The organism is Streptomyces sp. NPDC006655 (genome assembly GCF_040703965.1).
Lineage (GTDB): Bacteria > Actinomycetota > Actinomycetes > Streptomycetales > Streptomycetaceae > Streptomyces.
The window spans coordinates 75,610-88,247 of the sequence record NZ_JBEYJU010000013.1 but is presented as its reverse complement, the minus strand read 5'-3'; the positions used below and the strand labels follow the sequence as shown (position 1 = coordinate 88,247).

General features: G+C 70.3%; 11 protein-coding genes and 1 tRNA gene. 9 read left to right on the top strand and 3 right to left on the bottom strand.

The window, feature by feature from the left end:
* Positions 1–4: 4 nt before the first annotated feature.
* Positions 5–988 carry an SMI1/KNR4 family protein gene (locus AB0958_RS10690; protein WP_366889987.1) on the bottom strand — a complete coding sequence of 328 codons (984 nt, stop codon included), beginning with the start codon at positions 986–988 and terminating at the stop codon, positions 5–7.
* Between the two features lie 297 nt (positions 989–1,285).
* Between AB0958_RS10690 and AB0958_RS10685 the strand changes: the two genes are divergently transcribed.
* Positions 1,286–1,822, top strand: coding sequence for a YwqJ-related putative deaminase (locus AB0958_RS10685; protein WP_366889986.1), 537 nt, complete (start codon positions 1,286–1,288; stop codon positions 1,820–1,822).
* Between the two features lie 98 nt (positions 1,823–1,920).
* Positions 1,921–2,454: an SUKH-3 domain-containing protein gene (locus tag AB0958_RS10680; protein ID WP_366890031.1), complete on the top strand. Its 534-nt coding sequence runs from the start codon at positions 1,921–1,923 to the stop codon at positions 2,452–2,454.
* Between the two features lie 34 nt (positions 2,455–2,488).
* On the opposite strand, the gene AB0958_RS10675 is transcribed toward AB0958_RS10680, so the two are convergent.
* A complete protein-coding gene (locus AB0958_RS10675; protein ID WP_366889985.1) occupies positions 2,489–3,901 on the bottom strand; it encodes a histidine kinase in 1,413 nt (470 codons plus the stop codon).
* 166 nt (positions 3,902–4,067) lie between these two features.
* On the opposite strand from AB0958_RS10675, the gene AB0958_RS10670 reads away from it, so the two are divergent.
* The 7 genes from AB0958_RS10670 (at position 4,068) to AB0958_RS10640 (ending at position 9,731) form a co-directional block, all read left to right on the top strand.
* Positions 4,068–4,928, top strand: a complete 861-nt coding sequence (locus AB0958_RS10670; protein WP_366889984.1) for a helix-turn-helix domain-containing protein — start codon at positions 4,068–4,070, stop codon at positions 4,926–4,928.
* 15 nt (positions 4,929–4,943) lie between these two features.
* Positions 4,944–5,016: transfer RNA gene (locus AB0958_RS10665), tRNA-Gln, on the top strand.
* 114 nt (positions 5,017–5,130) lie between these two features.
* Positions 5,131–6,579: a bifunctional UDP-N-acetylglucosamine diphosphorylase/glucosamine-1-phosphate N-acetyltransferase GlmU gene (glmU, locus tag AB0958_RS10660; protein ID WP_366889983.1), complete on the top strand. Its 1,449-nt coding sequence runs from the start codon at positions 5,131–5,133 to the stop codon at positions 6,577–6,579.
* Between the two features lie 141 nt (positions 6,580–6,720).
* Positions 6,721–7,701, top strand: a complete 981-nt coding sequence (locus AB0958_RS10655) for a ribose-phosphate diphosphokinase (protein ID WP_358977031.1) — start codon at positions 6,721–6,723, stop codon at positions 7,699–7,701.
* 198 nt (positions 7,702–7,899) lie between these two features.
* Positions 7,900–8,496 (top strand): 50S ribosomal protein L25/general stress protein Ctc, encoded by a 597-nt coding sequence (locus AB0958_RS10650; protein WP_366889982.1) that lies wholly within the window; start codon positions 7,900–7,902, stop codon positions 8,494–8,496.
* Between the two features lie 74 nt (positions 8,497–8,570).
* Complete coding sequence (gene pth, locus AB0958_RS10645; protein WP_366889981.1) at positions 8,571–9,188, top strand: aminoacyl-tRNA hydrolase; 618 nt, start codon at positions 8,571–8,573, stop codon at positions 9,186–9,188.
* 42 nt (positions 9,189–9,230) lie between these two features.
* Positions 9,231–9,731, top strand: a complete 501-nt coding sequence (locus tag AB0958_RS10640) for a hypothetical protein (RefSeq protein ID WP_366889980.1) — start codon at positions 9,231–9,233, stop codon at positions 9,729–9,731.
* Positions 9,732–9,795: 64 nt separating this feature from the next.
* Here AB0958_RS10640 and ppc read toward each other — a convergent pair whose 3' ends face one another.
* Positions 9,796–12,537 carry a phosphoenolpyruvate carboxylase gene (ppc, locus tag AB0958_RS10635; protein ID WP_366889979.1) on the bottom strand — a complete coding sequence of 914 codons (2,742 nt, stop codon included), beginning with the start codon at positions 12,535–12,537 and terminating at the stop codon, positions 9,796–9,798.
* Positions 12,538–12,638 lie beyond the last annotated feature (101 nt).

Below are 12,638 nucleotides of genomic sequence, written 5' to 3'. Positions count from 1 at the left end.
AAACTCACTCCCCCGAGCCGACCGGGACGGCATGCGCGAAACCGCCGTCCACCATCAGGTTCGCCACCGTCTCCAACTCCGGCGGAGATCCCGCCAGCCGGGACAGGAACACGTCGAAGTCCTCACCGCACGGCAGCAACAGCCGCTCCACGCGCTCCGCCGGCGGCCACGAGGGATCCACGTCACGCACATCGTCGTACGCGCAGAACCACACCGAACCCGGCCGGTCGCCCCGCACCTTCACCGCCACCAGACCGCCCTGCACGAAACAGACCCCGAGGTAGTCCTTGGTCAGGTGGTCGCGCAGGCACTTGTTCACGTACACGAGGTCGTTGACCGCCGCCTCGTCCCGCACCGTGAAGAACGGCTGGTCGACCAGCAGCCCCAGATCGGCGAGCAGCGCCGTGCCCACCGGCGCACAACCGCCCGCCGCCTTCAGGAAGGAGCGGTAGGCGCCGGGCAGCCGGTACCCCAAGTCCTCCTCGACGCCCTGGACCTGCGACTCCGACACCGCCACACCCGACTTCGGCAGCCCGAAGTGCGCCGGACGCGTCTCCTGCAACGGCCGCGTCCCCCGCTTCCCCTGGTCCACCCGCGCCGTCGCCACCCCGCCGTGATGCCGCAGCAGCGCCTTCACCTCGACCGGTACCAGTTCGAGGCGCCGCGACCCCACCACGTGGTGCCAGGTCCAGCCGTGCGGCGTCGCCACCGCCGGCACCGTGTCCCACAGTTCGTGACCCGAAGCCGCCAGCACCGCGTTCGCGGACACGAAGTCCGTCAGCCGCAGTTCGTCGACACCGAAGCCCTCCGGCGGATCGGCGATCTCCGCCACCGCACGCGCGTAGGGCGAGAAATCGGGGTAGCCACGCTCGTCGACACGTACCCCTCTCGGGTGACGTGCCGCCCGGACCGGATCCGGGAAATGCACGACCTGCCCGGCATAGGCCGCGTTCGGCGGCGCGGCCTGCCCGAGCCGACCTGTCGTCATGACGGTTGCCCCCTGCGGCACTCTGTACGAGTCCGGACCACACCCCTGCGGCGCGCCACGGCCCGTATCCGGCTGTCTCTCCCACGTCCCAGACGCGTCGACCGCGCCCATCGCGGTGCCGACAGCCTATGCGGTACGCGAACCCCGGTCACCGGCCCTCCGCTTCGTGACCAGCCGTCACCCCGCCGTGACAGCACGCCCGGACCCGGGCGTGTCGTGGCGCCCCAGCTACCGCACCCGCCACGGGATTTGGCAGTCTGTGACTTTCGGGGGGATGCCCGGGAGGGGAAGACGATCATGAACGCCACACAGACGGGACCTCACAACGCCGTACCCGGCGCAGCCGACAGCGCCTTCACCGGCGACCCGCGCATCGGCTGGAGCAGCACCGGGACACCGTCCGCGCCCACCCTCCAGCACCGCCGTGACGGCATCCTGCCCACCGTCGCCGCCGCCCTCTCGGTGCGCGGCGCCACCCTCACCGGCACCGCCGCCCGAGGTGACCAGCCGCCGCCGCTGCACCCCCTGGTCCAGGAGTTCCTCGACACCCTCCCCAGCGGACAGCGCGACCGCTTCACCGGCCGCTGCGCCGAGGCCATCCTCATCTCACGGCACATCACCACCGCCGACGCCGCCCGCAGCAAACGCGCCCTGCGCAGACCCATGACCAACGGCGAGGCCCGCAGAGCCCTCAAGCAGGCCAAGCTCACCGCCCGCCGGATACGCGAGGACGGCGACCCGCTGCACGGCAGCTTCGCCCCGCCCTGCCGGGCGTGCACCGCCCTCACCGCACACTTCGGCGTCCGCGTCGTCGACCCCACCCACGACGACTGACCCACGCCCACACACCACACACCACACACCACACGACACACCCGCACCCGCACCCGCACCCGCACCCGCACCCGCACCCGCACATGAACGAAGGGCAGATGCACGCCGACCGCACCACGTCCCCCGGACTCGGCCTCACCCGCCCCGGGACACCCCCGTCGCGCTTCCCCGCGCCCGTCGACACCGCCCTGCGCACCGCCGGCTGGCAACCCGGACGCTGGGACATAAAACAGGCCGAGTTCTGGGCCGACGCCCTGCGCGACCACGTCTCACCCGCCGGACACCGGCACGCCGTCTTCCCCGCCGCCGTGGAGGCCTGGGCCGAGTTCGGCGGCCTGCACATCAAGCCCGCCACAGCGGGCCGCCAGGTCGCCCCCGCCACCCTCCACCTCGACCCGCTGCACGGCCTCCACCTCGCCCGCACCCTCGGCGACCTGGGCCGCGCCCTCGACACCGAGGTCTGCCCACTCGGCGCGGAGACCGACACCCACGCCCTGCTGGCCGTCGACGCCGAAGGCCGCGTCTACGCCCTCGACCACACCGGCGACTGGTACGTCGGCCCCGACATCGACCACGCCCTCGCCACCCTCATCACGGGCATCGAACCCCAACGCCTCACCACCCACGGCTGACCACCCCCACCCGCAGCAGGAAGACCGCGCCCCCTCAAGCCGCCGGAATCACCGCCGACACCCGGAAACCCCCCGCGTCCGTCGGCCCCGACACGAACACCCCTCCCAGCCCCAGCACCCGCTCCCGCATCCCCACCAGACCGTTCCCCCCGGACGGCAGCCCGGCCGACGCCGCCGACGCCGGCTCCGGCGGCGGCTCGTTCTCCACCTGCATCGCGATCTCCGCCACCCGGTGCGCCAACCGCACATGGGTCTTCGCGCCCGCCGCATGCTTGTGGACGTTGGTCAGCGCCTCCTGCACCACCCGGAACGCCGTCTGCTCGATCTCCGCCGCGTACGACCGGACATCCCCCTCCACCGACAGATCCACCACCATCCCCGCCGCCGCCGACTGCCCGATCAGCACATCGAGCTCCGACAGCCACGGACCCTCCTCCTCGGCCACCCGCGAAGCAGCCGCCGCGGCCGCCACCCCCACCGCCGCCAACGGCACCGCACCCGGCGCCGTCGACACAGCCACCGAAACCGCAGCCGAACCCGAACCCGACACCGAGACCGAAGCCGAAGCGGAAGCCGAGCCCGACGCCGACGCCGACGCCGACGCCGACGCCGTACGACGCTGAGCGCCCTCCCCCGAACGCAGCACCCCCAGCATCTCCCGCAACTCCGTCAGCGCCTGCCGCCCCATGTCCCCCACCAGCGCCGCGTTCCGCACCGCCTTCTCGGGGTCCTTGCGCGCCACCGCCTGCATCGCCGCCGCATGCACCACCATCAACGACACCCGGTGCGCGACCACGTCATGCATCTCCCGCGCGATCCGCGTCCGCTCCTCACCCCGCGCCCACTCCGCACGCTCCTCCGCGCGCTCCGCGAGCAGCTGCAACTCCCGCTCCAGACTGTCCGCCCGCTCCCGCAGGCTCTCCATCAGCCGGCGCCGCGCACCCACGTACAACCCGAGCAGCAACGGCGGCGCCGTCAGCCCGAGGGACGTGGTGACCGCCGCGAACGGGACGAACCAGTCCCCCAGCGTCAGATCCCCCCGCGCCATGTCCTGCCTCACCCGCACGAACGTCACGATCATCGTGCCGACCAGCGACATCCCGGCCAGCGCCACGATGATCCGGCGCGGCAGCTCCGCCGCGGCCAGCGTGTACAGGCCGACGATGCCCATCAGGAAACCCATCTGGGCCGGCGTGACAGCGATCGCGACCAGGACGACGGCGATCGGCCACTTCCTGCGCAGCAGCAGGACGGAACCGGCCAGCAAACCGAACACGATCCCCGCCGACAACGGGATCCCCGCGTCCCGCGCGAACGGGATCCCCTCCGCGCCGCACTCCAACGCCGACACCAGGGCGAGCGCCCCGTCCAGCACCGCACTACGCCACCGCGACCACCACCACGGCCCGGTCACGGCCGTCGCGTGGTCTGCCCCCGTCGTGGTCATGCGTCCAGCCTACGGGCGCGGGGGTGGGCTTTTCCGGTGAGTTTCGTCTACTGCCCTACACCACACTCCGTAACCGAACAACACCGAAACCCCCCGGAAACCCTCGAACTGCTGAACCACCCCCGTTCGACTCCGGAACCCCCCATTCCACCCGGACGGTATGCCTATGGCACATCCACTCAGCAAGTACCAGAACTTCGAGCAACTGCGGGAACAGGCGGTGGCGCTCCGGCGCGGCGGCTACAGCCTTCGACAGATCCGGGACGAACTGAAGATCTTCAACAACGACATCCTCAACCAGCTGGTGAAGGGGGAACCGCCGCCAGAGTGGACGAAGCGCCCGAACGCCAAGGACGACCTGCGGGCAAGGGCGCGGGAGCTGCGCCTGCAGGGCTGGACGTACGACCGCATCGAGGCAGAACTGGGCTGCTCACGAAGCTCGGTCTCCCTATGGGTCCGAGACCTGCCGCGCCCGGAACGCCGCTCCCCGAGCGAGCAGGCGAAGCTGGCGGCCCGGAAGAGGTGGGAGCACGAACTGGCCATCCGCGACACGGAACGCCAGGAGACCAAGGCAGCCGCGGCGCGCGAGATCGGCGGGCTGACCGACCGGGACCTGTTCATGGCGGGAGTTGCCTTGTATTGGGCCGAGGGATCCAAGGACAAGCCGTACGACCGCCGCGAGAACGTGATCTTCGTTAACAGCGATCCGGGAGTCATCGAGCTCTACCTGGCATGGCTGGACCTGCTTGGCATCGAGCGCGAGCGCCTTCGCTTTACCGTGATGATCCACGAGACCGCAGATGTGATCGGCGCCGAACAGTACTGGGGCGGCCTCGTCGGCGCAGACCGTTCCGCCTTCCACAAGACGACCCTCAAGAAGCACAACCCGAAGACCGTGCGCAAAAACGTCGGCAGCGATTACCGAGGCTGCCTCGCGATCCGCGTGAGCAAGGGAGCCGATCTGTACCGACGGATCGAAGGCTGGTGGAAGGGAATGGTGGCTGAGGCCTCAGCGCGACTCAGGTAAGGTCTGACGCAGCCATCCGCCATGGGGTAACTGGTAGCCCGCGGGCCTTTGAAGCCCTGTAGTGCTGGTTCGAATCCAGCTGGCGGAGCTGCTCGGTTCGGGCCCTGACAGCACCGTCAGGGCCCGCTCTCATGTCGCCCGGTAAACGCCCCGGTATCCTGCGGATGTCACCCCCACCCGTCCAAAGCCGAAGGGCACATCCGTGAGCGCCATTCGCCCGGCAGCCGTCGTCGTTCTCGCAGCGGGTGAGGGCACCCGTATGAAGTCGGCCACACCCAAGGTCCTGCACGACATCTGCGGCCGTTCCCTGGTGGGTCATGTGCTCGCCGCCTCCCGTGAGTTGGACCCGGAGCACCTGGTCGTCGTCGTCGGGCACGCGCGCGAGCAGGTCGCCGCGCATCTCGGTGAGGTCGACGCGGCCGTCCGTACCGCCGTGCAGGAGCAGCAGAACGGCACCGGGCACGCCGTTCGGATGGCGTTGGAGGAGCTGGGCGGGGCGGTCGACGGGACCGTGGTCGTGGTGTGCGGGGACACCCCGTTGCTGACCGGGGAGACACTCACGCGGCTCGCCGAGACCCACCACGCCGACGGCAACGCGGTGACCGTGCTGACGGCGGAGGTGCCGGACGCGACGGGGTACGGCCGTATCGTGCGCGACGCCGGTTCGGGTGCCGTGACGGCGATCGTGGAGCACAAGGACGCCTCGGCGGAGCAGCGGGCGATCCGGGAGATCAACTCGGGTGTGTTCGCGTTCGACGGCCGGTTGCTGGCGGACGCGTTGGGGAAGGTGCGCACGGACAACAGTCAGGGTGAGGAGTACCTGACGGACGTGCTGGGGATCCTGCGGGAGGCCGGGCACCGGGTGGGTGCTTCGGTGGCGGCGGACCACCGGGAGATCGCGGGGATCAACAACCGGGTGCAGTTGGCGCAGGCGCGCCGGATCCTGAACGACCGGTTGCTGGAGCGGGCGATGCTCGCCGGGGTGACGGTGGTCGACCCGGCGACCACGTGGGTGGACGTGACGGTGACGTTCGGGCAGGACGTGGTCGTGCATCCGGGTACGCAGTTGCTCGGCACCACGCAGGTGGCGGAGGGTGCGGAGGTCGGGCCGAACAGCCGGCTGCGGGACACGCGGGTGGGTGCGGGGGCGCGGGTGGACAACACGGTGTCGGAGTCCGCGCACATCGGTGCGGAGGCGTCGGTGGGGCCGTACGCGTATCTGCGGCCGGGGACCCGGCTGGGGGCGAAGGGCAAGATCGGCACGTACGTGGAGACGAAGAACGCCTCGATCGGCGAGGGGACGAAAGTCCCGCATCTGTCGTACGTCGGTGATGCGACGATCGGGGAGTACTCGAACATCGGTGCGGCGAGTGTGTTCGTCAACTACGACGGTGAGAACAAGCATCACACCACCGTCGGGTCGCACTGCAAGACGGGGTCGGACAACATGTTTGTGGCTCCTGTCACGGTGGGGGACGGCGCGTACACCGCCGCCGGGTCCGTGATCACGAAGGATGTGCCGCCCGGTTCGCTGGCCGTGGCCCGCGGTCAGCAGCGGAATATCGAGGGTTGGGTGGCTCGGAAGCGGCCGGGGAGCGCGGCGGCGAAGGCGGCCGAGGCGGCTTCCCGGCGGGGCGCGAGCGAGGACTGACCGGAAACAGGTGCGCCGAAGACGTCGTACCGTGATAAGTGCACACCCGCACCTAACCAGCTGATTCGGCCCTCCGCGTCCGGCGTGGAGGTCACCGCACATGCAGCTGTACGGCTGAGACACCTCTGAGGAGACAGTGCTGTGACCGGGATCAAGACGACCGGCGAGAAGAAGATGATGTTCTTCTCCGGCCGCGCCCACCCCGAGCTTGCCGAGGAGGTCGCCCAGCAGCTGGGTGTCGGGGTCGTCCCGACGAAGGCCTTCGACTTCGCGAACGGCGAGATCTACGTCCGCTACCAGGAGTCGGCGCGCGGTGCCGACTGCTTCGTGATCCAGAGCCACACGGCTCCGATCAACCAGTGGATCATGGAGCAGTTGATCATGATCGACGCGCTGAAGCGTGCGTCGGCCCGCTCCATCACCGTGATCGTGCCGTTCTACGGTTACGCGCGGCAGGACAAGAAGCACCGGGGTCGTGAACCGATCTCGGCGCGGCTGATCGCGGATCTGATGAAGACGGCGGGTGCGGACCGGATCCTCACGGTGGATCTGCACACGGACCAGATCCAGGGTTTCTTCGACGGTCCGGTGGACCACCTGTTCGCGCTTCCGCTGCTGGCGGACTACGTGGGCAGGAAGGTGGACAAGGACAAGCTGACGATCGTGTCTCCGGACGCCGGCCGGGTGCGGGTGGCGGACCGTTGGTGCGACCGGCTGGGTGCGCCGCTGGCGATCGTGCACAAGCGGCGTGACAAGGACGTGGCGAACCAGGTCACCGTCCACGAGGTCGTGGGTGAGGTCGAGGGCCGGGTGTGCGTGCTGGTCGACGACATGATCGACACGGGTGGCACGATCTGTGCGGCGGCGGACGCGTTGTTCGCGCACGGTGCGGAGGACGTCATCGTGACGGCGACGCACGGTGTGCTGTCGGGTCCGGCGGCGGACCGGCTGAAGAACTCCCGGGTGAGTGAGTTCGTGCTGACGAACACGCTGCCGACGCCGGGTGAGCTGAGCCGTGATCTGGACAAGATCACGGTGCTGTCGATCGCTCCGACGATCGCGAGCGCGGTGCGTGAGGTGTTCGAGGACGGTTCGGTGACGAGCCTGTTCGACGAGCAGTGAGCTGTAAAAACGCTTCTGCATGATCGCCCGCACCGGCGGGCGGCGATGATCGATTTTTCCGTGGCCTCCCGCGCCGAGTAGACTTCCCCAGTTGCTCGGCGAGGGAGGCCACGCCTCCGTTATCGACGCGCTCTTCGTAGCAGGCCGTTCGTGGCCGGGTGACCACGTCCGCATCTATCTCTACGAGGAGTGATCCGCATGTCCGAGGTGAAGCTCACCGCCCAGACGCGCACCGAGTTCGGCAAGGGTGCCGCGCGTCGTATCCGCCGCGCCTCCCAGGTCCCGGGTGTCCTGTACGGCCACGGTTCCGACCCGATCCACCTGACCCTGCCGGGCCACGACCTGCTGCTCGCGCTGCGTACGCCGAACGTCCTGATCTCCCTGGACATCGACGGCAAGAGCAACGAGCTGGCGATCCCGAAGTCCGTGCAGCGCGACCCGATCAAGGGCTTCCTGGAGCACGTCGACCTGCAGCTGGTCAAGCGGGGCGAGAAGGTCACGGTCGAGATCCCGGTGCACACCGAGGGCGAGCTGGCCCCCGGCGGCAACCTGCTGGAGCACGTCCTGAACGCGCTGCCGGTCGAGGCCGAGGCCACCCACATCCCCGAGTCCGTCACCGTCTCCGTCGAGGGTCTGGCGGCCGGTGCCTCCGTCCTCGCCAAGGACATCACCCTGCCGTCCGGCGTGACCCTGACCGTCGAGGAGGACGCGGTCGTCCTCCAGGTGCTGGCCGCGCAGGCCGAGGAGGCCGCGGAGGGCGAGGCCGCCGAGGGCGACGAGGCCGCCGAGGCCTGATCCTCACCTTCGTTTCATCGTTCGTCAGCCGCTGCTTCCTCCCGGGAGCGGCGGCTGGCGCGTATCAAGGAGACATGGACGTGACCACCCCCACCGGGGCCTCCCCCGCCAACGCCCCCTGGCTGATCGTCGGTCTCGGTAATCCCGGGCCCGAGTACGCCGCGAACCGGCACAACGTCGGGTTCATGGTCGTGGACCTGGTCGCCGACCGGATCGGCGGCAAGTTCAAGCGGGCCGGGAAGGCGCAGGCGCAGGTCGTGGAGGGGCGGATCGGGGCGCCGGGGCCGGCGAACCGGCGGGTGATCCTGGCGAAGCCGATGTCGTTCATGAATCTGTCCGGCGGTCCGGTGAACGCGCTGCGGGACTTCTACAAGGTGCCGCTCGCCCACGTCGTCGCGGTCCACGACGAGCTGGACATCGACTACGGCACCCTGCGCCTGAAGCTGGGCGGCGGCGACAACGGCCACAACGGGCTGAAGTCGATGACGAAGGCGATGGGTGCCGACTATCACCGGCTGCGGTTCGGGATCGGGCGCCCTCCGGGTCGTATGCAGGTCGCGGACTTCGTGCTGAAGGACTTCTCGTCGGCCGAGCGCAAGGAGCTGGACTACTTCGTGGACCGCGCGGCCGACGCGGTGGAGGCGCTGGTGACGGAGGGTCTGGAGCGGGCGCAAAGCTCGTACAACTCCTGACTTGTCCGCTGCGGAAGTTGACCGGCCGTAGGGACATGGCCAATGATCCCGGCCATGCCTGCTGCCTCCGCGACCTCCTCCCGTACGGCTGCGGTCGACGCGCTGCGTGTCGTGACGATGGGCGCGGTCGCCGTGCTGATCCTGGTCGGCGGGGTGTGGGGCTCCTGGGGCACCGCGCAGCACGTGATGCTGACGAAGGGCAAGGAGCGGGGCACGGTCAGGGTGACCTCGTGCGGTGCGGACGTCTGCTCGGGACCGTTCACCCCCGTCTCGCCCGGTGCCTCGGCGCGCCCCGGGGTCGTCATCGACAGGTCGGTCGCGGTGCGCAAGGGGCAGACGTACGACGTGATCATGAAGCCCGGTACCGACGAGGTGGTCCGGTCCGGTCCCGCGGGGTTCCTGTACTCCTGGGTGCCGTTCGGCGGGGCGTTGCTGCTGGCGTCGGTGGTGGTGGCCGGCGGGCTGCGACTGAGCCGGGTGGCGTGGGCGCTGGGGGTTTCGGGGCTCGTGCTGCTCACGGCGGCCTTCGTCACGACGCGGTAGCCACGCACGGCTGTGCCCCGGGGTACGGACGACCCCGGGGCACAGCCGTGTCCGAAGGCGGCGGTCAGCCGGTGTTGCGCAGGCCCGCCGCCACGCCGTTGACGGTGAGGAGGAGGGCGCGGGCGAGGAGCGGGTCGGGTTCGGCGCCCGCCGCGGCCGCGTCGCGCTGGCGCTTGAGCAGGGTGACCTGGAGGTAGGAGATCGGGTCCAGGTAGGCGTCGCGGATGGCGAAGGTCTGCTTGAGGACCGGGGTGGCGTCGAGGAGTTCGGACTCACCGGTGATCTTCAGGACCTCGGCGACGGTCAGCTCGTGCTCGGCCTTGATGGTGTCGAACACGTGCTTGAGCTCGTCGGGGACGAGGGAGTCGACGTAGTGCTGGGCGATCCGCAGGTCGGTCTTGGCGAGGGTCATCTCGACGTTGGAGATGAAGTTCCGGAAGAAGTGCCACTGTCCGTGCATCTCGTCCAGGACGGTGTCGAGGCCCGCCTCGCGCAGGGCCTTGAGGCCGGAGCCGACGCCGAACCAGCCGGGGACGATCTGCCGGGACTGGGTCCAGCCGAACACCCACGGGATGGCGCGCAGGCCGTCGAGCGAGACGCCGGAGCCCGGTCGGCGGGAGGGCCGGGAGCCCAGGTGCAGGTCGGCGAGCTGGTCCACCGGCGTCGACGCGAGGAAGTACGTCGGCAGGTCCGGGTCCTCCACGAGGCGGCGGTAGGCGGCGTGGGCGGCGTCGGAGACGACGTCCATGGCGGCGTCCCAGCGGGCGAGGGCTTCCACGGACTGGCGGGGGGCCGTGTGCAGGGCGGAGGCCTGGAGGGTGGCCGCCACGGTCAGTTCCAGGTTCTCCCTGGCGAGGGAGGGGATGAGGTACTTGTCGGAGATGACCTCGCCCTGCTCGGTGACCTTGATCTCGCCTTCCAGGGTGCCCCACGGCTGGGCGAGGATCGCGTCGTGCGAGGGGCCGCCGCCGCGGCCCACGGTGCCGCCGCGGCCGTGGAAGAGGCGCAGCCGGACCCCGTAGCGGTGGGCGACGTCGCGCAGCCGGCGCTGGGCGCGGTGGATCTCCCACTGGGAGGTGGTGATGCCGCCGAACTTGGAGGAGTCGGAGTAGCCGAGCATGACCTCCTGGACGTCCCCGCGCAGGGCCACCAGCCGGCGGTACGACGGGTCCGAGAGCATGTCCTCCAGGATGGTGTCGGCGGCCTTGAGCTCGTCGGTGGTCTCCAGGAGCGGCACGATGCCGATCTTCGCCCAGCCGGCGTGCAGGTCGAGGAGTCCGGCCTCGCGGGCCAGCACCGCGGCGGCGAAGACGTCGTCGGCGCCCTGGCACATGGAGATGATGTACGACTCGACGACCTCGGGTCCGAAGACCTCCAGGGCCTTCTTCACGGTCTGGAAGACGCCGAGGGTCTTCTCGCCGGCCGCGTCGACGGGCGCCGGGGTGGGCGCGAGGGGCCGGCGGGAGCGCAGTTCCTTGGCGAGGAGCTTGGCGCGGTACTCGCGGGGCATGTCGGCGTAGCGCCAGGACTCCTCGCCGAGGCGGTCGAAGAGCTGGCCGAGGGCGTGGTGGTGGGCGTCGGCGTGCTCGCGGACGTCCATGGTGGCGAGCTGGAGACCGAAGGCGGCCAGGGTGCGGATCGTCCGGGCGAGGCGGCCGTCGGCGAACAGGCCGCCGCGGTGGGCGCGCAGGGAGGTCTGGATGACGCGCAGGTCGGCGAGGAGCTCGGCGGTGCCGAGGTAGTCGTGGCCGGTCTCGTGCGGGGTGCCGGTGGCCAGGCGGCGCTTGGTGTTCTCCAGCTTCTGCCGGATGCAGGTGGCCTTGAGCCGGTAGGGCTCCTCGGCGTTGAGCCGCTTGTAGCGGGGGCTGATCTCGGGGAGCCGCTCCAGGTCGGCGCGGAGGGACTCCAGGAGTTCCTCGGTGGCACCGGTGTAGCGGATGGAGTTGGAGAGGAAGCCGCGCAGTTCGTCGATCATCTCCAGGGCGTCGTTGATGCCGTGCTCGTGCTGGAGGATGAGGACGTCCCAGGTGACCTGGGGGGTGACGTTGGGGTTGCCGTCGCGGTCGCCGCCGATCCAGGTGCCGAAGGTGAGCGGGCGGGTGTCGTCGGGGAGCTTGACGCCGACCCGTTCCAGCTCCGCGGTGAGGTCCTCCAGGACGTCGCCGACGGCGTCGGCGTGCAGCTCGTCCAGGTAGTAGATGGCGTTGCGGGCCTCGTCGGCGGGTTCCGGGCGTACGACGCGCAGCTCGTCGGTCTGCCAGACGAGGTCGATGTTCTCGGCGAGGCGGACGTCGGTGCGGCGGCGGTCGGACTCGATGACGGGGGTGTCCAGGAGCGCGGCGATGCGCCGGAGCTTGTTGAGGACGGAGCGGCGGGCGGCCTCGGTGGGGTGGGCCGTGAACACCGGGCGCACGTTGAGGTTCTGGACGGTCTGGCGCAGGTGGTCGGGGTCGGCGTCCTTGAGCCGGTCGGCGGTGCGGGCGAGCAGGCCGCCCTCGGCGCCGCGGCGGGCGCGCAGCTCGCGGCCGCGGTGCACCTGTTCGGTGACGTTGGCGAGGTGGAAGTAGGTGGAGAAGGCGCGGACCAGCTTGGCGGCGGTCTCCAGTTCGATGCCGCGCAGCAGGTCGGCGGCGGCCTCGCCGTCCTCGCGGGTCAGTCGGCGGACCCGCTCGACGAGGTCCAGGAGTTCGGGGCCCTCCTGCCTGACGAGGGTCTCGCCGAGGAGGTCACCCAGTCGCCGGATGTCGGCGCGCAGCTCACTGCTGGTCGTCGTGGCACTGGTAGTCAGGTCGTCGGCACTGCTCACAGGTGCGGCTCCTTGCAGTGTTGAAGCTCGTCTGGAGGGGAACCCGTCCGTCGGCCGCGGCGGGCGTGCCCCGCATACGGGCCGGACATCCGGGAAGGAAA